This window comes from Pseudomonas sp. zfem003 (assembly GCF_032621675.1).
Taxonomy (GTDB): Bacteria; Pseudomonadota; Gammaproteobacteria; order Pseudomonadales; family Pseudomonadaceae; genus Metapseudomonas; species Metapseudomonas otitidis.
Map to the genome: position 1 here is coordinate 163,051 of NZ_JAVYJG010000010.1, position 18,835 is coordinate 181,885.

Annotated in this window: 23 protein-coding genes and 1 riboswitch; of the genes, 14 read left to right on the forward strand and 9 right to left on the reverse strand. The window is 68.9% G+C overall.

Annotation, left to right across the window (positions count from 1 at the left end):
* Positions 1 to 67: 67 nt before the first annotated feature.
* From RTK35_RS23660 to RTK35_RS23680, 5 genes are all read right to left on the reverse strand, one after another.
* Entirely contained in the window at positions 68 to 760 is a 693-nt protein-coding gene (locus RTK35_RS23660; protein ID WP_142012364.1) for an OmpW/AlkL family protein, read from the reverse strand.
* A gap of 285 nt (positions 761 to 1,045) precedes the next feature.
* The gene (locus RTK35_RS23665) at positions 1,046 to 1,567 is read right to left on the reverse strand and encodes a DUF3299 domain-containing protein (RefSeq protein ID WP_044402546.1); all 522 of its coding nucleotides are present in this window, start codon (positions 1,565 to 1,567) and stop codon (positions 1,046 to 1,048) included.
* A 7-nt stretch (positions 1,568 to 1,574) separates the two neighbouring features.
* Entirely contained in the window at positions 1,575 to 2,837 is a 1,263-nt protein-coding gene (locus RTK35_RS23670) for an ABC transporter permease (RefSeq protein ID WP_316909139.1), read from the reverse strand.
* 1 nt (position 2,838) lies between these two features.
* Positions 2,839 to 3,546 carry an ABC transporter ATP-binding protein gene (locus tag RTK35_RS23675; RefSeq protein ID WP_074972806.1) on the reverse strand — a complete coding sequence of 236 codons (708 nt, stop codon included), beginning with the start codon at positions 3,544 to 3,546 and terminating at the stop codon, positions 2,839 to 2,841.
* A 40-nt stretch (positions 3,547 to 3,586) separates the two neighbouring features.
* The gene (locus tag RTK35_RS23680; RefSeq protein WP_316909140.1) at positions 3,587 to 4,183 is read right to left on the reverse strand and encodes a DUF2796 domain-containing protein; all 597 of its coding nucleotides are present in this window, start codon (positions 4,181 to 4,183) and stop codon (positions 3,587 to 3,589) included.
* A 104-nt stretch (positions 4,184 to 4,287) separates the two neighbouring features.
* Between RTK35_RS23680 and RTK35_RS23685 the strand changes: the two genes are divergently transcribed.
* Positions 4,288 to 4,641, forward strand: a complete 354-nt coding sequence (locus tag RTK35_RS23685; protein WP_074972810.1) for a hypothetical protein — start codon at positions 4,288 to 4,290, stop codon at positions 4,639 to 4,641.
* A gap of 49 nt (positions 4,642 to 4,690) precedes the next feature.
* Here the strand turns inward: RTK35_RS23685 and trxA are convergent, their stop codons facing one another.
* The 3 genes from trxA to RTK35_RS23700 form a co-directional block, all read right to left on the reverse strand.
* Positions 4,691 to 5,560: a thioredoxin gene (gene trxA / locus RTK35_RS23690; RefSeq protein WP_044402531.1), complete on the reverse strand. Its 870-nt coding sequence runs from the start codon at positions 5,558 to 5,560 to the stop codon at positions 4,691 to 4,693.
* 101 nt (positions 5,561 to 5,661) lie between these two features.
* Positions 5,662 to 6,315 (reverse strand): class I SAM-dependent methyltransferase, encoded by a 654-nt coding sequence (locus RTK35_RS23695; RefSeq protein ID WP_044402528.1) that lies wholly within the window; start codon positions 6,313 to 6,315, stop codon positions 5,662 to 5,664.
* Positions 6,312 to 6,743, reverse strand: a complete 432-nt coding sequence (locus RTK35_RS23700; protein WP_236211380.1) for a YbaY family lipoprotein — start codon at positions 6,741 to 6,743, stop codon at positions 6,312 to 6,314. The genes RTK35_RS23695 and RTK35_RS23700 overlap by 4 nt, the downstream gene beginning before the upstream one ends.
* Positions 6,744 to 6,871: 128 nt before the next feature.
* Here RTK35_RS23700 and nrdR point away from each other — a divergent pair, with 128 nt between their 5' ends.
* From nrdR to RTK35_RS23765, 13 genes are all read left to right on the forward strand, one after another.
* Positions 6,872 to 7,336: a transcriptional regulator NrdR gene (gene nrdR / locus RTK35_RS23705; RefSeq protein WP_044402522.1), complete on the forward strand. Its 465-nt coding sequence runs from the start codon at positions 6,872 to 6,874 to the stop codon at positions 7,334 to 7,336.
* Positions 7,337 to 7,339: 3 nt separating this feature from the next.
* Positions 7,340 to 8,464, forward strand: a complete 1,125-nt coding sequence (ribD, locus tag RTK35_RS23710) for a bifunctional diaminohydroxyphosphoribosylaminopyrimidine deaminase/5-amino-6-(5-phosphoribosylamino)uracil reductase RibD (protein ID WP_044402519.1) — start codon at positions 7,340 to 7,342, stop codon at positions 8,462 to 8,464.
* An 85-nt stretch (positions 8,465 to 8,549) separates the two neighbouring features.
* Positions 8,550 to 8,706, forward strand: a riboswitch (FMN riboswitch).
* 183 nt (positions 8,707 to 8,889) lie between these two features.
* The gene (locus tag RTK35_RS23715) at positions 8,890 to 9,564 is read left to right on the forward strand and encodes a riboflavin synthase (protein ID WP_142012353.1); all 675 of its coding nucleotides are present in this window, start codon (positions 8,890 to 8,892) and stop codon (positions 9,562 to 9,564) included.
* A 150-nt stretch (positions 9,565 to 9,714) separates the two neighbouring features.
* Positions 9,715 to 10,809 carry a bifunctional 3,4-dihydroxy-2-butanone-4-phosphate synthase/GTP cyclohydrolase II gene (gene ribBA / locus RTK35_RS23720; RefSeq protein WP_074972816.1) on the forward strand — a complete coding sequence of 365 codons (1,095 nt, stop codon included), beginning with the start codon at positions 9,715 to 9,717 and terminating at the stop codon, positions 10,807 to 10,809.
* Positions 10,810 to 10,871: 62 nt separating this feature from the next.
* Positions 10,872 to 11,348 carry a 6,7-dimethyl-8-ribityllumazine synthase gene (gene ribE / locus RTK35_RS23725; protein ID WP_044402509.1) on the forward strand — a complete coding sequence of 159 codons (477 nt, stop codon included), beginning with the start codon at positions 10,872 to 10,874 and terminating at the stop codon, positions 11,346 to 11,348.
* The gene (gene nusB, locus RTK35_RS23730; RefSeq protein WP_044402506.1) at positions 11,345 to 11,833 is read left to right on the forward strand and encodes a transcription antitermination factor NusB; all 489 of its coding nucleotides are present in this window, start codon (positions 11,345 to 11,347) and stop codon (positions 11,831 to 11,833) included. Before ribE ends, nusB begins: the two co-directional genes overlap by 4 nt.
* A 13-nt stretch (positions 11,834 to 11,846) precedes the next feature.
* Positions 11,847 to 12,815, forward strand: coding sequence for a thiamine-phosphate kinase (gene thiL, locus RTK35_RS23735; protein ID WP_208275434.1), 969 nt, complete (start codon positions 11,847 to 11,849; stop codon positions 12,813 to 12,815).
* The gene (locus tag RTK35_RS23740) at positions 12,808 to 13,323 is read left to right on the forward strand and encodes a phosphatidylglycerophosphatase A (RefSeq protein WP_316909141.1); all 516 of its coding nucleotides are present in this window, start codon (positions 12,808 to 12,810) and stop codon (positions 13,321 to 13,323) included. Before thiL ends, RTK35_RS23740 begins: the two co-directional genes overlap by 8 nt.
* A 19-nt stretch (positions 13,324 to 13,342) precedes the next feature.
* Positions 13,343 to 14,098, forward strand: a complete 756-nt coding sequence (locus tag RTK35_RS23745) for a transporter substrate-binding domain-containing protein (protein ID WP_316909142.1) — start codon at positions 13,343 to 13,345, stop codon at positions 14,096 to 14,098.
* Positions 14,085 to 14,762 carry a TIGR02281 family clan AA aspartic protease gene (locus RTK35_RS23750; protein WP_044402492.1) on the forward strand — a complete coding sequence of 226 codons (678 nt, stop codon included), beginning with the start codon at positions 14,085 to 14,087 and terminating at the stop codon, positions 14,760 to 14,762. The genes RTK35_RS23745 and RTK35_RS23750 overlap by 14 nt, the downstream gene beginning before the upstream one ends.
* A gap of 120 nt (positions 14,763 to 14,882) precedes the next feature.
* Positions 14,883 to 15,497, forward strand: a complete 615-nt coding sequence (ribA, locus tag RTK35_RS23755) for a GTP cyclohydrolase II (protein ID WP_069561510.1) — start codon at positions 14,883 to 14,885, stop codon at positions 15,495 to 15,497.
* Positions 15,494 to 15,913, forward strand: coding sequence for an MFS transporter (locus tag RTK35_RS23760; RefSeq protein WP_316909143.1), 420 nt, complete (start codon positions 15,494 to 15,496; stop codon positions 15,911 to 15,913). Before ribA ends, RTK35_RS23760 begins: the two co-directional genes overlap by 4 nt.
* Complete coding sequence (locus RTK35_RS23765) at positions 15,913 to 16,719, forward strand: cobalamin-binding protein (RefSeq protein ID WP_316909144.1); 807 nt, start codon at positions 15,913 to 15,915, stop codon at positions 16,717 to 16,719. The genes RTK35_RS23760 and RTK35_RS23765 overlap by 1 nt, the downstream gene beginning before the upstream one ends.
* A gap of 157 nt (positions 16,720 to 16,876) precedes the next feature.
* Here the strand turns inward: RTK35_RS23765 and dxs are convergent, their stop codons facing one another.
* On the reverse strand, positions 16,877 to 18,799 hold the full coding sequence (gene dxs / locus RTK35_RS23770; RefSeq protein ID WP_044402481.1) for a 1-deoxy-D-xylulose-5-phosphate synthase: 1,923 nt from the start codon (positions 18,797 to 18,799) through the stop codon (positions 16,877 to 16,879).
* Positions 18,800 to 18,835 lie beyond the last annotated feature (36 nt).

The following is an 18,835-nucleotide window of genomic DNA, read 5'->3' on the forward strand; positions in this document are numbered from 1 at the left end:
ACCCCGGGACCGCAGCAGCCCAAACGAAAAAGGCGCCCGAAGGCGCCTTTGTTCTGTGCAGCAGGGCTTAGAACTTGTAGCCCAGGCCGACCATGTAGACCCACGGGTCGACGTCGACGTTGACCTTGGCACGCACGCCCAGGGCGTTGTTGTCCACGTAGGCGCGGGTGTCGATGTCGATGTAGCGGACCTGGGCGTTCAGCATGACGTTGTCGGTCAGCATGTAGTCGGCACCGACCTGCCAGGCCAGGCCCCAGGAGTTCTTCACGTTGAAGTTGTCGAAGCCGGCGGCGGTTGCCTGGCTGCCGACGTGCTCGTCATAGATCCAGGTGTAGTTGATGCCACCGCCCACGTAGGGCTGGAAGGCGGACTTCGGATCCAGCGGGTAGTACACCAGGCTCAGGGTCGGCGGCAGGTGCTTCAGGGTACCCAGCTTGCCGTTGGCGGCGTCGAGGACGGTGCCCTTGATCTTCACGTCGTGCTCGAACGGGGTGGCCGCCAGCAGTTCGATGGCCAGGTTGTCGGTCAGCATGTAGGCGAAGTTCAGGCCGAGCTGGGTGTCGCTGCTCATGGTGGCCTTGCCGCCCAGGTCGGTGCCGGCCAGGCCGCCGCGATCCACCTTCACGCTGGAGGAATCGGCTTCCGGGTTGACGGTGATGGCGCCGGCGCGGATCAGGATGTCACCGGCCTGGTGGGCCTGGGCCATGGGTGCAGCCACGGCCAGTGCGAGAAGAGAGGCAGCGAGGAACGACTTTTTCATGGAGGGCTCCAGGTCTTGAGCTGTGTTGGCTGTGGCGCAGTTTCAGGGAACCGGCCCCCCATTCGCCTTGATCTAGCTCAATACCGATGCGGATTCGTTAGCAGGCTTGCTAAACAGGCCACTGAAAAACGGGCTGCGTTGCCGCTGCGGCGTTGAAGGCACCCTCGTGCGCGAGTCCGATCAAAATGCTCATTTACACCACGTAAACTGCGCTTTTTCGGCCGCTTTCGCCTTGCATCGGCGGCCTCGCCAACGTCTTCAGCGGCCTGTTAGCCCCCGCCGTTTTCACTGGGATTCGTACGGATAGATCTTGCTCGCCTCCATCTGGTAGCCGGCTTCGGCCAGTTCGCTGGTGGAGGCTTTCACCTGCAGCGGGCCTTCGATCCAGAACGGCTGGTAGAGCGCATCCATCAGCACGCCCAGTTCGGTGGTGACGTGGACGATCTGGTTGGACGGCGGCGGCGGGACGTGGATGCAGGCGCCGAAGTAGGGCACCAGCAGGAACTCGGTCACGCGGCCTTCCTCGGTGACGTCCAGCGGGACGATGTAGCCGGGCAGTTTCACCTCCTGGCCGTCCAGTTCCTTGACCACCGGGGCGGCCGGGGATTGCTGGGTGGCCGCCGGGCCGGACTCGCTGGCCAGGGAGTCGGCCAGCTGCGACAGGTCGTGGATCGGGGCGGGCGGCGGAGGCGGCGGGGCGTCGGCGGGGATCATCTCCGACCAGGTCAGTTCACGCACATCCCCCGCCCAGAGGGCGGTGGTGGCCAGCAGCAGGAGGGCCGGCAGGGTCAGCAGGGCACGTTTCATTCGCAGCTCACAGGCGGATGGAGAGGCCGTCGGCCAGGGATTGTCGATAGGCGCGCCAGGCCGGCACGCTGCCCATCAGCAGGGCGGCGGCCAGGATACCGCCCAGCAGTGTCCACTCATAGTTGGAGGGCAGCGCCAGGGGCAGGTAGAGGCCGTAGTTGGCCTGCACGTAGCCCTGGCTGACGGCGATGCCGAGGTACAGCAGGCCGAGCCCGAGTACCGCACCGGCCACGGCCAGGGCGAAGGCCTCCAGCACCAGCAGGCTGCCGATGTGCCAGGGACGCGCGCCCACGGAGCGGAGGATGGCCATTTCCCGACGGCGTTCGTTGAGGCTGGTGAGGATGGCGGTGAGCATGCCGATCAGCCCGGTGAGCACCACGAACAGCGAGACCACGAACAGCGCCTTCTCGGCCGTGCCCATCAGGCTCCACAGCTCCTGCAGGGCGACGCCGGGGAGCACCGCCAGCAGCGGCTCGCTCCGGTATTCGTTGATCTGCCGCTGCAGGGCGAAGGTGGCGATCTTGCTGTTGAGCCCCAGCAGGAAGGCGGTGATGGCCTTGGGCTGCAGGTCCATGGCCCGGGCCTGGTCGGCGCTGACCTTGCCGTTACCGCGCGCGGGCACGCCGTTCTGCCAGTCCACGTGCAGCGCTTCCATGCCGGCCAGGGAGATGTGCAGGGTGCGGTCCACCGGGGTGCCGGTGCGTTCGAGGATGCCGACCACGGTGAACGGCTTGTCGTCGTGCTGCACCAGGCTGACGGTGCTGACGCCGTGGGCCAGTACGATGTGATCGCCCAGCTTGTACTTCAGCGCCTCGGCCACTTCGGCGCCGAGCACCACGTCGAACAGGTCGGCGAAGGGCTTGCCTTCGGCCAGCTTCAGCGGCTGGGCGCGGCCGTAGCGGTAGTGCTCGAAGTAGGCCTCGCTGGTGCCCATCACCCGGTAGCCCTTGTGGGAGTCGCCGAGGGAGATCGGGATGGCCCATTTCACCCGCTTGTCCTGGGCGATGGCTTCGAAGCTCTCCCAGCGGATGTTGTTGGTGGCGTTGCCAATGCGGAACACCGAGTAGAGCAGCAGGTTCACCGACCCGGAGCGGGCGCCGACGATCAGGTCGGTGCCGCTGATGGTGCTGGCGAAGCTGGCGCGGGCCTCAGTGCGCACCCGCTCCACCGCCAGCAGCAGGCAGACCGAGAGGGCGATGGCGAAGACCGTGAGCAGGGCGGTGAAGCGGCGGTTGGCGAGGCTCGCCAGGGCCAGGCGTAGCAGGTGCATCTCAGGCCTCCAGCGGGCGGGCTGCGCGGTTCAGGTCCAGCAGCGAGAGGCTGCGGTCGAAGAGGGGGGCCAGGCTCTGGTCATGGCTGACGAAGAGCAGGCTGGTGCCGGCGTCGCGGCATTCGTCGAAGAGCAGGCGCAGGAAGCTTTCGCGGGCATCGGCGTCCAAGGCCGAGGTGGGCTCGTCGGCGATCAGCAGCTCCGGCTGGCCGATTAGCGCGCGGGCGGCGGCGACCCGCTGCTGCTGGCCGATCGACAGGGCGTCGGCGCGGCGCTCCAGCAGGGCCTCGCCGAGGCCGAGGTGGCCGAGCAGGGTCACGGCGGCGGCCGACACGCTGCCGTGGCGTTGGCTGGCACGCTGGGCACGCAGGCGGGAGAAGCGGCAGGGCAGCTCGACGTTCTCGCGCACCGAGAGGAACGGCAGCAGGTTGAACTGCTGGAAGATGTAGCCGGTGTGGTCCACCCGGAAGCGGTCGCGGGCCCCGGATGAGAGGGCGCCGAGGTCCTGGCCGAGCAGGCGGACATGCCCGCGCCCGGGCGCCTGGACGCCACCCAGCAGGCCCAGCAGGGTGGTCTTGCCGCTGCCGCTGGGGCCTTTGAGGAAGAGGGTTTCACCGCTGTTGAGGGTGAAGGCGGGGATGTCCAGCAACTCGGCCTGGCCGGGCCAGGCGAATCCCAGGTCGGTGATGTCGATCAGTGTCTGGCTCATGTACGGACGGCCGGGTTGCCCCGGCCGGCTCATCGGGGGATCAGAAGCTCAGGAAGGGGGCTGCGGGGGTCAGTTCGGCGCCCTGCTGGCCCTTCGGGCCGATCAGTTGTACCTGAATTTTCTGGGTGGCGGGGAAGCGCGTGAACAGGCCCTTGAGGTCCAGCCCGGTCAGCTTGGCCGGCGTTGCGCATTCCAGGTGGTAGCGCGCGTGGATCTCGCTGTGGGCGTGGTCGTGCTCATCGCCGTCCTCGTGCTTGTGCTCGGGCTCGTGGGCCTCTTCCGGGGCGTTGCCGAACAGCGGGCTTTCCAGTTCCTGTTCTGACACCTTGCAACCGGCGGCTTCGGGAAGGGCGAACAGGGCCAGGGGTTTTTCCAGCTCGGCGCGGGCCTTGGCCACGGCGGCCTTGTCGGCATCGCTGCGGGCCTCGTGCTCGAAGCCCACCAGGTTCATGGCCGGGCTTTCCAGTTCCAGCTCCAGGGTGCTGCCGTCCAGGGCAGCGTTGAGGCGGGCCACACCGTGCTCGTGGGCACCCAGGCTGCCGTGGCCTTCGTGGTCGTGATCGTCGTGTTCATGGGCCTGGACGGAGAAGGCCAGGGGGAGCAGTGCGAAGGGCAGGGCGAGCAGCAGGCGGCGCATGGGAGTCTCCAGATGCGGGTGAAAAGCGGCGTTACGTTATAACAACTGTGGGCCGGCTTCCAGAGGCGTGAGAGCATGGCGCGTCGTTTATCGAGGAACCTTGCATGCTGCGCATTCGCGGACGGATCGGTGATTGGCCGGTGGACCTGACGGTGGAAATGGACGAGGAGGACTGGCAGCGCCTGGGCGCTCAATTGCACGTGGCCCCGGCAGCATCGCCCGAGCCGGTTGCGCCACCAGCGGCCGCCCCTTCCCGGCAGGCGGACCCACGCTGGGAGGCCGCCCTGGGGCTGCTGCGCGAGGCCGGCCGTCTGGAAGGCCCGCGCCTGCTGGCCGATCTGGAGGCCCTGGCGGGCAGCGCGGCAGCCGGCAAGCGCCTGCTGGTGCGCCTGCGCCATTGCGAGCAGGTGCAGCTGGAAGCCGGGGCGGACGCGCCGGTGTATGTCTGGAAGGGCTGAGGCGGGAGAGGCGGCCAGGCAGCCCTGATGGGGCGGCCTGGCAGGGCGATCAGTAGATCGCCTGGTACAGCTTGCGGCGGTAGGTGGTGACCAGCGGGTGGTCGTTGCCCAGCAGGTCGAACACCTGCAGCAGGGTCTTGTGGGGCAGGCCTTCGCCGTAGTTGCGGTTGCGCACGAACAGCCGCAGCAGGGCATCCAGGGCCGGTTCGTACTGCTGGCGGGCCAACTGGTGGATGGCCAACTGGTAGCTGGCTTCGTCGTCGCCCGCGTCCTGGGCCAGGCGGCTCTTCAGGGCGGCGGCCTCGGGCAGGTCGTTCACCTGGCGCAGGAAGGCCAGCTGGGCGCGGGCGCCGGCCAGGGCCTGCTTGTGCTCGTCGCCCTTGACCGCATCCAGCACCAGTTGGGCTTCACCCAGCTCGCCGCGCTCGGCGAGGCAGCGGGCGTAGAGGATCAGCGCAGGGGCGTTGCTGTTGTCTTCGCCCAGCAGTTGCTTGAGCACGGCCTCGGCATCACCGATGCGGCCGTCGTCGAACAGGGCCTGGGCCGCTTCCATCGGGTCGGCGGCTTCCGGTGCCGGTTCGGCAACGTGGGGGGCGAGCATGGCGCGGATCTGGGACTCCGGCTGGGCACCGGCAAAGCCGTCCACCGGCTGGCCGTCCTTGAACAGCACCACGGTGGGCAGGCTGCGGATGCCGAAGCGCATGACGATGTCCTGCTCGACGTCGCAGTTGACCTTGGCCAGCAGCAGCTCGCCCCGGTAGGACTCGGCGATCTGTGCCAGCAGCGGCATGAGGGCTTTGCAGGGGGCACACCACTCGGCCCAGAAATCCACCAGCACGGGCTTGTGGAAGGAGTTCTGGATCACCGACTGGTCGAAGTCGAGGGCGGTGGCGTCGAAGATGTAGGGCGTGTCGCTCATCGTGGATTCCGTAAGCGCAGGGAAGAGAGTGGGCGAATCATACGGCCGCTAACGCCGCGCGCCTACCGGGTGGGGGCGAGCGGCGTGGCGCATCCGGCGGTTCAGCGGGCGGCGTGGTACAGGCTCACGTGGCGGAACTGCTCGGGCTCGGCCAGGTCCGGCCAGGTGCAGGCTTCCAGCATGGCCAGGCGGCGGTACAGCGGGTGGGCGAAGTCGCGCACGCGGGAGTCGGCCACCAGCGCCTCGCGGCCCCGGCTGAGGAAGTGGTCCAGCAGCGGCAGGTTGGCGCGGTCGTAGAGCACGTCGGCCACCACCACCAAGTCGAAGCGATCGGCCTCGGCGAAGAAGTCGGCGCTGTAGCCGAGCGTCACGCCGTTCAGTGCGGCATTGGCGCGGCAGGCCTCCAGAGCCAGCGGGTCGAGGTCGCAGGCCACCACTTCCGCCGCGCCGGCCTTGGCGGCGGCGATGGCCGCCACGCCGGAGCCGGCGCCGAAGTCCAGCACGCGCTTGCCGGCGACCCAGTGGGGCTGCTCGGCGAACCAGCGCGCCAGGGCCAGGCCGCTGGCCCAGCAGAAGCACCAGTAGGGCGGCTCTTCGAGGATGCGCCGGGTCTCGTCGGCGTCGAAGGCACGGTCCATGTTGTCGGCGTCGATCAGCCAGAGGCGCAGGTCGGTGCCTGGCAGCGTCTCGGCGCGCAATTGGGCATCGCCGAGCAACTGGGCGAGCGGGGCCTGCAGTGTCGAGGGCGGCGTCATGGCACGGTCTCCAGCTGCAGGGCGCCCAGGGACTGGCTTTCCGCCGCCGGGATGCGCCGTGGGGCGAGGCGCTGGATCAACTGGCCGGACTGGCTGACCCGGGCGCGCAGCTCCACCCGCAGGTCCTGGGGGAAGGCCTCGGGGTTGAAGGTCAGGCGGAAGGGCAGGGCCGTGCCGGTGCCGTCGAGGCGGAGGCTGCCGAGCAGGCGCAGCGGGCGGTCGCGGTTGTCCACCGCCAGCAAGGCCAGCTCCACGTCGCTGCCGGCGGGGGCGCCCAGCAACTGGCCGTCCAGCGCGCGCATGTAAGCGGGCAACGGCTGCTCGGCGGCGGGCTTGGCGACCGGTTTTGCCGGTGCGGGTTCGGCGGGCGGCTCGCCGGCGCAGGCGGCCAGCAGGGCGGCGAGGGAAAGGATGTAGAGCGGGCGCATCATGACTCCTGGCCAAGGGGGTACAGGCGGTGTGCGCGGCCTTATAGCTCAAACCCCGGTTGCTTGTCTTGCCAGGGAGATGCGCTCTACCATGTGGCCTTCTTTTCCGCCATAGCCCCCTCCCTGCCATGCACTGTCCCTTCTGCGGCGCCCATGACACCAAGGTGATCGACTCGCGACTGGTCGCGGAAGGCGATCAGGTCCGCCGTCGCCGCGAGTGCCTGGCCTGCGAGGAGCGCTTCACCACCTTCGAGACCGCCGAACTGGTGATGCCACGCCTGATCAAGCAGGATGGCAGCCGCCAGCCCTTCGACGAGGACAAGCTCCGTGCCGGCATGCAGCGGGCGCTGGAGAAGCGCCCGGTGAGCATCGAGCGTCTCGAAGAGGCCATCGCCCACATCAAGCACAAGCTGCGCGCCACCGGCGAGCGCGAGGTGAAGTCGCGGGTGCTGGGCGAGCTGGTGATGGTCGAGCTGCAGAAGCTCGACGAGGTGGCCTACATCCGCTTCGCTTCGGTCTATCGCCGCTTCCAGGACCTCAACGAGTTCCGCGAGGAAATCGAGCGGCTGGCCCGTGAGCCCTCCAAAGACTAAGGCATGACCGCATCCGACCAGGCCTTCATGGCCCGTGCGCTGGAACTGGCTCGCAAGGGCCTCTATTCGACCCACCCCAATCCCCGCGTCGGCTGCGTGATCGTCCGTGACGGCCAGGTGGTCGGCGAAGGCTGGCACGCCCGCGCCGGTGAGCCCCACGCCGAGGTGCACGCCCTGCGCCAGGCCGGTGAGCGCGCCCGGGGGGCCACCGCCTACGTGACCCTGGAGCCGTGCAGCCACCATGGGCGGACCCCGCCCTGTGCCGATGCGCTGGTGAACGCCGGCGTCGCCCGGGTGGTCGCCGCCATGCAGGACCCCAATCCCCAAGTGGCCGGCCGTGGCCTGCTGCGCCTGATGGACGCCGGCATTGCCGTGCAGTCCGGGGTGCTGGAGAGCGAGGCGCGCGCGCTCAATGCCGGCTTCATCAAGCGCATGGAAACCGGGCTGCCCTTCGTCCGCGTCAAGCTCGCCATGAGCCTGGACGGCCGCACCGCCATGGCCAGTGGCGAAAGCCAGTGGATCACCGGCCCGGCCGCCCGTGCCGCCGTGCAGCGCCTGCGGGCGCGGGCCAGCGTGGTGCTGACCGGTGCCGACACCGTGCTCACCGACGGCGCCCGCCTGACCGTGCGCCCCGACGAGCTGGGCCTGAACGCCGAACTGACCGCCCTGGCCGTGACCCGCCCGCCGCTGCGCGTGCTGGTGGACGGCCGCCTGCGGGTGCCGCTCTCCGCGCCCTTCTACCAGGCCGGCAAGGCCCTGGTGGCCACCTGCGCCGTGGCCTCGGCGCGGGATCGCTTCCAGGAGGAGGGCCACGAACTGCTGGCCGTGCCGAGCAGCAACGGCCATGTCGACCTGCGTCGCCTGCTGCTGGAGCTGGGTTCGCGCGGGGCCAACGAGGTGCTGGTGGAGGCTGGTCCGCGCCTGGCCGGTGCCTTCGCCCGGGCGGGCCTGGTGGACGAATTCCAGATCTTCATGGCCGGTCGCCTGCTCGGCTCCAGCGCCCGTCCCCTGCTGGACTGGCCCCTGGCGCGGATGGCCGAGGCGCCGCAGCTGAAGATCACCGACGTGCGTGCCGTCGGTGACGACTGGCGCATCATCGCCGTGCCGCTGCCTCCTGTTGCTCGATAGCTGATCATTTCCATCGAAACGACTGGCTTGGAGCAGGCCGCGCCCTGTGTTAAAAACGCGCTCGGCCTTCTGGAATGGAAGGCCGAAACGTTCTCAGGGCGGGGTGGAAGTCCCCACCGGCGGTAATTGCGCCACGCGCATAGCCCGCGAGCGCTTCCCGGTCGCCACGGCGAGGGGAAGGTCAGCAGACCCGGTGTGATCCCGGGGCCGACGGTCACAGTCCGGATGAAGAGAGAACGGGATTGCCCGCCTGGGTGCGCGTTCGCGCGTCCGCGAAGTCCCATTCGATCCAGAGCCCTGTTTCTCACCAAACAGGAGATCGACATGCTCAACCCCCTTCGACCGAACCGCGCGGCCCTGGCCGTTCGCGTGCCGGTCCTCGCCCAGGCTGCCCATGGCGGCCGCTCCATGACTCGGGAGGCTCCATGTTCACCGGCATAATCGAAGCCATCGGCACCATTCGCGCCATCACCCCCAAGGGCGGTGACGTCCGGGTCCTGGTGGAGACCGGCAAGCTGGACCTGGGCGACGTCAAGCTCGGCGACAGCATCGCCGTCAACGGTGTCTGCCTCACCGCCGTGGAACTGCCTGGCAACGGCTTCTGGGCCGACGTCAGCCGCGAGACCCTGGCGCGCACCGCCTTCGACGACCTCAAGCCGGGCAGCCCGGTGAATCTGGAAAAGGCCCTGACCCCCACCAGCCGCCTTGGCGGCCACCTGGTCAGCGGCCATGTCGACGGCATCGGGGAAGTGATCGCCCGGGAAGACAACGCCCGCGCCGTCCAATTCAGGATCCGCTCGCCGCGTGAACTGGCCAAGTACATCGCCCTGAAGGGGTCGATCACCGTCGACGGCACGAGCCTGACGGTGAACGCGGTCAATGGCGCCGAGTTCGAGCTGACCATCGTCCCGCACACCCTGGCGGAAACCATCATGGTGGATTACCGGCCCGGCCGCCGGGTGAACCTGGAGGTGGACCTGCTGGCCCGCTACCTGGAGCGCCTGCTGCTGGGCGACAAGGCCGCCGAGCCCCAGGCGTCCGGCATCACCGAAGGTTTCCTCGCCGAACACGGCTACCTCGGGGCGCATCTAAAAACGTAGGCGAGGCCGTCAGCGCAAGGCAAAAACAGGCGAAAAAGCGCAGTTTACGTGCGGTAAATGAGCATTTTGAGCCTGTTTTTAACGCCGCGATGACAACGCAGGTAGTTTTTAGAGATGCCCCTCAACCGCTGAATTCATTAAGGAGGGCCCATGGCTCTCAATACCGTTGACGAACTGATCGAAGACATCCGCCAGGGCAAGATGGTCATCCTCATGGATGACGAGGACCGCGAGAACGAAGGCGACCTGATCATGGCCTCCGAGTGCGTGCAGGCCGAGCACATCAACTTCATGGCGCGCTTCGCCCGTGGCCTGATCTGCATGCCGATGACCCGCGAGCGCTGCGAACTGCTCAAGCTGCCGCTGATGGCGCCGCGCAACGGCTCCGGCTTCGGCACCAAGTTCACCGTCTCCATCGAGGCGGCCGAAGGCGTCACCACCGGCATCTCCGCCGCCGACCGTGCGCGCACCGTGCAGGTGGCCGCTGCCAAGGGCGCCAAGGCCGAGGACATCGTCAGCCCCGGCCACATCTTCCCGCTGATGGCCCAGCCCGGCGGCGTGCTGGCCCGTGCCGGCCACACCGAGGCGGCCTGCGATCTGGCGCGCATGGCCGGCTTCGAGGCGTCCGGGGTGATCTGCGAGATCATGAACGACGACGGCACCATGGCCCGTCGCCCCGAGCTGGAGGCCTTCGCCGCCGAGCACGGGATCAAGATCGGCACCATCGCCGACCTCATCCACTACCGCCTGATCCACGAGCGCACTGTCGAGCGCATCGCCGAGCAGCCGCTGGACAGCGAACTGGGGCACTTCAACCTGGTGACCTACCGCGATGCCGTGGAAGGCGACGTGCACATGGCGCTGACCCTGGGCGAGATCAGCCCGGAAGAGCCGACCCTGGTGCGCGTGCACAACATGGACCCGCTGCGCGACCTGTTCATGGTCAATCAGTCCGGTCGCTGGAGCCTGCGCGCGGCGATGAAGGAAGTGGCCGCCTCCGGCAGCGGCGTGGTGCTGCTGCTGGGCAACCCGCTGACCGGCCCGCAGCTGCTGGCGCACCTGGAGCGCCAGCTGGGCACCGAGACCAAGGTAACCACGCCCTCCACCTACAGCACCGTCGGTGCCGGCTCGCAGATTCTCCGCGACCTCGGGGTGCGCAAGATGCGCCTGATGAGTTCGCCGATGAAGTTCAACGCGATATCCGGTTTCGACCTGGAAGTTGTAGAATACCTGCCCGCTGAATGACCCGAAGGGCCCTGGCCGTGAACGGCCGGGGCCTTCGCTCTTTAATTGACGAGAACCCGCCCATGCCCCTGAAGACCATCGAAGGTACCTTCATCGCCCCCAAAGGCCGCTATGCCCTGGTGGTCGGCCGCTTCAACAGCTTTGTCGTGGAAAGCCTGGTAAGTGGCGCCGTAGACGCCCTGGTCCGCCATGGTGTGTCCGAGGACGACATCACCATCATCCGTGCCCCCGGTGCCTTCGAGATCCCCCTGGTCACCCAGAAGGTCGCCCAGCGTGGCGAGTTCGCCGCCATCATCGCCCTGGGCGCCGTCATCCGTGGCGGCACCCCGCACTTCGAATACGTCGCCGGTGAGTGCACCAAGGGCCTGGCCCAGGTGTCCATGGAGTTCGGCGTGCCGGTCGCCTTCGGCGTCCTGACCGTCGACTCCATCGAGCAGGCCATCGAGCGCTCCGGCACCAAGGCCGGCAACAAAGGCGCCGAAGCCGCACTCTCCGCCCTCGAAATGGTCAGCCTGCTGGCGGCCTTGGAGGCCAAGTGAGTTTCAACAGCGACAACGACGCCCCCGAGGCGCCGAAGAAGCCCGCCAAGGGCAAGATCGCCACGCGTCGCCAGGCCCGTAGCCTGGCCATGCAGGCGCTCTACTCCTGGCACATCGCCGGCCAGCCCCTGAACGAGATCGAAGCGCAGTTCCGCGTCGACAACGATTTCAGCCAGGTGGACGGTGCCTACTTCCACGAGATCCTCCACGGCGTACCGCGTCAGAAGACCGAGATCGACGAGGCCTTCCTGCCCTGCCTGGATCGCCCCCTGGAAGAGGTCGACCCGGTCGAGCTGGCCATCCTGCGCCTCTCCACCTACGAGCTGATGAACCGCGTCGACGTGCCGTACCGCGTGGTCATCAATGAAGGCATCGAGCTGGCCAAGGTCTTCGGTGCCACCGACGGGCACAAGTTCGTCAACGGCGTCCTCGACAAGCTGGCGCCCCGCCTGCGCGCCGCCGAGGTTCGTGGCGGCAAGCGCTGAGCCCCCGCCACGGATGGGTGAGTTCGAGCTGATCCGTCGCTACTTCGCCTCCGCCGCCTGTGCGGCGGGTGGCGAAGGCATCGCCCTCGGCATCGGCGACGATTGCGCCTTGCTGCAGCCCGCACCGGGCGAGCAGCTGGCCGTTTCCACCGACACCCTGGTGGCCGGCGTCCATTTTCCCCAGGTGTGCGATCCCTTCCTGCTGGGCCAGCGCGCCCTTGCCGTGTCCGCCAGCGACCTGGCTGCCATGGGCGCCGCGCCTCTGGGCTTCACCCTGGCCCTGACCCTGCCCGCTGCCGATGCCGACTGGCTGCAACAGCTGGCCGCCGGCCTCGACGCCATGGCCCGTCGTTGCGGCCTGGCCCTGGTGGGTGGCGACACCACCCGTGGCCCCTTGAGCCTGACCCTCACCGTGTTCGGCCGCCTGCCAGCCGGTGCCGCCCTGCGGCGTTCCGGTGCCCGTCCCGGCGACCTGCTCTGCGTGGGCGGCAGCCTGGGCGATGCCGCCGGTGCCCTGCCGCTGGTGCTCGGCCAGCGGTCGGATGAAGGCGCCGAGGCCGCAACCCTGCTGGATCATTACTGGGCTCCGCCGCCGCAGTTCGCCCTCGGGCTGGCCCTGCGTGGCCGCGCCAGCGCCGCGCTGGACGTGTCCGATGGCCTGCTGGCCGACTGCGGGCACATCGCCGCCGCCTCCGGCGTGGCCCTGTGGCTGGAGGCCGGGCGCGTCCCGCTGTCCCCGGCCCTGCAAGCGCTCTACCCCCACGACCAGGCCCTGGGCCTGGCCCTGTCCGGCGGTGACGACTACCGCCTGGCGTTCACCCTGCCGCCGCACCAGCTCGACGCCGTGCAGGCCGCCTGGCCGGCACTGGCCGTGATCGGCCGTGTCGAAGCCGGCCACGGTGTCCACCTGCTGGATGCCGACGGCCGCGAGCGACCGCAGCCGGCCCAGGGTTACCAACATTTCGGGAGTCACGGTGATTGATCATCCGCAACAAGCGCCGGCCCAGCCGGTCCCGCACTCGGTCTGGCGCAACCCCTGGCACTTCCTCGCCTTCGGTTTCGGCTCCGGCACCCTGCCCAAGGCGCCCGGCACCTGGGGCTCGCTGGTGGCCCTGCCGTTCATCCCGCTGTGGCAGATGCTGCCCGACTGGGGCTACTGGCTGATGCTCGGGCTGACCATGCTGTTCGGCTTCTGGCTGTGCGGCAAGGTCGCCGACGACCTGCGCGTGCACGACCACGAAGGCATCGTCTGGGACGAAATGGTCGGCATGTGGATCACCCTCTGGCTGGTGCCCGAAGGCTGGCAGTGGCTGCTGCTAGGCTTCGTGGTGTTCAGGGTCATGGACATCCTCAAGCCCTGGCCGATCCGCTGGATCGATCGCCACGTGCATGGCGGCGTCGGCATCATGCTCGACGACGTGCTGGCCGGCGTCTTCGCCTGGCTGGCCATGCAACTGATCATCTGGGGCGTCGGCCTGGCAGGCATCTGATCTGAAGGGAGACGGGACGATGCTCCGCAGGTTGCTCGGCATGCTGTCGCTACTGCTGGTTTCACCCGCCTGGGCGGCGGACGGCCACCCGCCGGTGGCGGAGATCGTCATCGCCTCGGAGGCCTGGGCCGGCCACACCAATGCCGATGGCAGCGGCCTGGGCTGGGACATCCTGCGCAAGGTCTACGAGCCCGTGGGCGTTCGCCTGAAGATCCGCAGCGTCCCCTACACCCGCTCCGTGGGACTGGTGCAGCGCCACGAGGCCGATGCCTGGATGGGCGCCTACCGCGACGAGATCGCCAGTGCCGTCTACCCCCGCTGGCACTACGACGCCGACCAGATCAGCGCCCTCGGCAAGGCCGGCGCGCCCGCCCCCAGCCTGCAGACCCTCGGTGACTACCGCCTGGTGTGGATTCGCGGCTACGACTACCAGCACCAGTTGCCAAACCTGAAGCACTTCGAAGAAATCCAGCGCCGGGGCGGTATCCTCTCCATGCTCGACCTGGACCATGCGGACTACTACATCGATGCCCGCACCGAGATCGACGACGTGCTCGCCCAGACGGCGCATCCGGAGCGTTACCAGGTCACCTTCCTGACCCCGCTCCCGCTCTACGTCGGCTTCGCCGCCACCGAACGCGGTCGCGAGTTCGCCGCCCTGTTCGACGAGCGCATGACGCGCCTGGTGCAGAGCGGCGAATTGCGCCCGCTGTACGCCCGCTGGAAGCAGCCCTATCCCTTCGACCCACCGGAGAAGCCCCATGCGTCGCCTTGAGCTGTCCTGTCTCGGCCTGTTGCTGATGGCCTGTACCAGCGCCTGGGCCGAGCCCGTGGTGCAGGTGGTGGGGCTGTTCCCCAACGCGGCGGTGATCAGCGTCGACGGCCAGCGCAAGCTGGTGCGGGTCGGCCAGACCGGCCCCGGTGGCGTGCAGGTGGTCAGCGCCGACAGCAAGGGCGCGGTCCTGCGCATCGACGGCGTCGAGCGGCCCTACGCCCTCAGCCGCGAATACAACAGCGCCGCCCCGCCCCCGGGGAGCACCGACGCTGCGGCATCCGCCCCACGCAAGGCACAGATGAGCATCGCCCGGGGCAACAACGGGCACTACATGGTGGCCGGCTCCATCAACGGCCACCCGGTGCAGTTCATGGTGGACACCGGCGCCACCAGCGTGGCGATGAACGAGAACCAGGCGCGCATGCTCGGCCTCGACTACCGCGTCGAAGGCAAGCCGATGACCGCAAGCACCGCCGGCGGCAACGTGCGTGCCTGGCGGGTGCGCTTCGACCGGGTCAAGGTCGGCCCGCTGGAAGTGCTCGGCGTCGAAGGCGCGGTGGTCGAGGGCGACGCCCCGGTGGACGTGCTGCTGGGCATGAGCTTCCTCAACCAGGTGCGCTGGCGCGAGGACCAGGGCGTGCTGCGCCTGGAGTCCAAGTTCTAGGGCCTGCGAGCGGAGCCCACCGTCCAAGCCTTTCGATCCTTATCCCCAACTATTCAGTCTGACGGGCCGGCAGACGCTGCTGATACAATGCCGGCCTTTCGCAATCCCAGGAGAACCGTGGTGTCCGTCGTTTTCGTCGCCGCCTCCCAACTGCCCACGCCCTTTGGCCTGTTCACCATGCATGGCTTCCTCGACGAGGAAAGCGGCAAGGAACACGTCGCCCTGACCATGGGCGACATCGCCGACGGCCAGCCCGTGCTGGGGCGCCTGCACTCCGAGTGCCTGACCGGCGATGCGCTGTTCAGCCTGCGTTGCGACTGCGGCTTCCAGCTCGAGGCCGCCCTGCGTGCCATCGCCGAAGCCGGCCGTGGCGTGCTGCTGTACCTGCGCCAGGAAGGCCGTGGCATCGGCCTGTTGAACAAGATCCGCGCCTACGAGCTGCAGGACGGCGGTGCCGACACCGTCGAAGCCAATGAGCGCCTGGGCTTCGGCGCCGACCAGCGCGAGTACGCCTTCTGCCTGCCGATGCTCGAACACCTGGGCATCAGCAGCATCAAGCTGATGACCAACAACCCGCGCAAGGTGAAGGCCCTGGAAGGCTTCGGCATCCGCGTCGCCGAGCGCGTGCCGCTGCAGACCGGCCTCAACCCGCACAACAAGAAGTACCTGGCCACCAAGGCCGGCAAGCTCGGTCACATGCTGGGCAGCCTGCACCAGGGCGAAGTCGAGCTATGACCCGCAGCCAGGTCCGCCGCCTGCTGGCCCTCGAATGGTGGGCACACCTGGGCGCCGCCCTGGGCCCGCTGTTCCTGGTCAACCTGCTGTTCGGCTCCGGCGACCCGGTGTTCCCAGCCCTGGAAATGCCGCTGTTCATCGCCGCGCTGATCTCCATGTTCATCAGCCTGCCGCTGTTCCGGGGCTACAAGCGCGCCCTGATCGCCACCGAAAAGGCGCTGGACGGCGACGACGAGCGCGAAGCCTGGATCGAGCTGCGCCGGGTGCGCCGCGTCGCCCTGCTGGGCGCCGGCCTGCCCGCCTGGGTCGGTGCCGTCGCCGTGTTCGCCGGGCTCAATGCCGTGGCCCTGGTGCTGCTGGCCCTGAGCAGCGCCGTGGTGCTGTCGCTCTACCGCATTCCCCGCCAACTGGCCTGATGCACCGCCTGCTCGGCCTCCTGCTGCTGGGCCTGGTGCTGCCGGCGCTGGCCGATGACGGCGCACGGCGGGTGGTCAGCCTGGCCCCCTCCCTCAGCGAAATCATGCTCGAACTGCATGCCGAGGACCGCCTGGTGGGCGTCCTCGACGGCGGCGAGCGCCCGGCGGCCCTGGCCGCGTTGCCCAGCGTCGGCCACTACGGCCAGGTGCAGCTTGAGCGTGTGGTGGCCCTGGCGCCCGACCTCATCCTGCTCTGGCCCGACAGCGTCGGCGCGCCCATGCAGCAGCGCCTGGAGCAGCTCGGCATCCCCTTGCTGGTGATCGAACCGCGTCGGCTGGACGAGCTGGCGGACGTCTTCGAACAGATCGGCCCCCGGGTCGGCCACAGCGCCGAAGGTCAGGCCCTGGCCCGGCGCTTCCGCGACGGCCTGGCCGAGCTGCGCCAGCGCTACCGTCGCGAGCCGCCGCTGCCGGTGTTCTACCAGGTCTGGGACCACCCGCTGTACACCCTGGGCGGCCGGCAGATCGTCAGCGACGCCCTGGCCCTGTGCGGTGCGCGCAACCTGTTCGCCGACCTCGACCTGCCCGCGCCCCAGGTCGGCATCGAGGCCGTATTGCAGCGCCAGCCCCGCGTCATCCTGGTCAGCGAGCCGGCCCAGGCCGCCGCCTGGCAGGTCTGGCCGCAACTGCCAGCGGTGGCCGCCGGCCAGGTCTGGGCCGTGCCCGACCGGGGCCTGGAACGCCCCAGCTTCCAGATGCTCGGGGCCACCCGCGCGCTGTGCGAACGCCTGGCCCAGGCGCGTTAACGCCTGCATTTTGGAGTCACGGCGAGCAGTTGAGGGTGGGCAGCCGCCAGGTCGGCGAGCGCCGATTGTTCAAGCTGGGGAAGGTGGCGAAAGAAGGTTCCGCCAGAGGTGAATCACCGGTCCGGCTGCGCCACTAGCGGCGCAGCCGAGTCCCGGGTTACAGCCCCGCGGCCTTCGAAGGGGCCTGCGGGTCCAGCAAGGCCAGGCGCTGGCGCACGGCGGCTTCGATGCCCGCCTCGTCCAGGCCGCACTCGGCCAGCATCTGCGCCGGCTTGGCGTGTTCCACGTAGTAGTCCGGCAGGCCCAGGTGCAGCACCGGCACCTGCAGGTTCTCGTGGGCGAGGAACTCGCTGACGGCAGCACCGGCGCCGCCCATCACGCTGTTCTCCTCAATGGTCACCAGCAGCCCGTGGCTGCCGGCCAGTTCCCGCAGCAGCGCCTCGTCCAGGGGTTTGACGAAGCGCATGTCCACCACCGTGGCGTCCAGGCGCTCGCCCACCTGCAGGGCTTCGGCCAGTTGCACGCCGAAGGCCAGCAGGGCGACGCCGCTGCCGCGACGACGAACCACCGCCTGGCCGATCGGCACCGGCGCCAGTTCCGGCTCGATGACCGCGTTGGGGCCGCTGCCACGGGGGTAGCGCACCGCCGCCGGGCCCTGGAAGTGGTAGCCGGTGGTCAGCAGCAGGCGCAGTTCGTTCTCGTCGCTCGGGGTCATCACCAGCATGCCGGGGATGCAGCGCAGGTAGGACAGGTCGAAGCTGCCGGCGTGGGTCGGGCCGTCTTCGCCCACCAGGCCGGCGCGGTCGATGGCGAACAGCACGTCGAGGTTCTGCACCGCCACGTCGTGCACCAGCTGGTCATAACCGCGCTGGAGGAAGGTGGAGTAGATCGCCACCACTGGCTTCACGCCATCGCAGGCCATGCCGGCCGCCAGGGTCACGGCGTGCTGCTCGGCGATGGCGACGTCGAAGTAGCGCTCGGGGAAGCGCTCGGCGAAGGCCACCAGGTCCGAGCCTTCCTTCATCGCCGGGGTGATGCCCACCAGGCGCGGGTCCTGTGACGCCATGTCGCACAGCCACTGGCCGAAGACGTTGGAGTACTTCGGCCCGGACGGCTTCTTCGGCGCTGCCGGGGCGTCCAGCGGCTCCAGCTTGGTGATGGCGTGGTAGCCGATGGGGTCCAGCTCGGCCGGGGCGAAGCCCTTGCCCTTCTTGGTCACCACGTGGAGGAACTGCGGGCCCTTGAGGTCGCGCATGTTGCGCAGGGTGGCCACCAGGGTGGGCAGGTCGTGGCCGTCGATGGGGCCGATGTAGTTCCAGCCCAGCTCCTCGAACAGCGTGCCGGGAACCAGCATGCCCTTGGCGTATTCCTCGGTGCGGCGGGCGATCTCCCAGGCGCCGGGCAGGCGCGAGAGTACCTTCTTGCTGCCCTCGCGCATGCTCGCGTAGGTACGGCTGGAGAGGATCTTGGCCAGGTAGTTGGACAGCCCGCCGACGTTGTGGGAGATCGACATGTCGTTGTCGTTGAGGATCACCAGCATGTCGGCCTGCACGTCCGAGGCATGGTTCAGCGCCTCGAAGGCCATGCCGGCGGTCAGTGCGCCGTCGCCGATCACGGCGATGGACTTGCGCCCCGAGCCCTGCATGCGGGCGGCGATGGCCATGCCCAGGGCGGCGCTGATGGAGGTGCTGGAGTGGCCGACGCCGAAGGTGTCGTACTCGCTCTCCGAGCGGCGCGGGAAGGCGGCGATGCCGTCCTTCTGGCGCAGCGTGCCCATGCGCTCGCGGCGACCGGTGAGGATCTTGTGGGGGTAGGCCTGGTGGCCCACGTCCCAGACCAGCCGGTCGTCGGGCGTGTCGTAGACGTAGTGCAGGGCGATGGTCAGTTCGACCACCCCCAGCCCCGCGCCGAAATGCCCGCCGGTCCGGCCGACGGTATAGAGCAGGTACTGGCGCAGTTCGTCGGCCAGGGTTTCCAGCTCGGCCTCGCCCAGCCGACGCAGCGCGTCCGGCGTCTCCGCGCGGTCGAGCAGGGGCGTGAGCGGGCGCTCGCGGGGAATCTCATGGAACGTCGTGGGCATCAGGCTAATCGTTATGGGTGCAAAAAGATGCGGCAG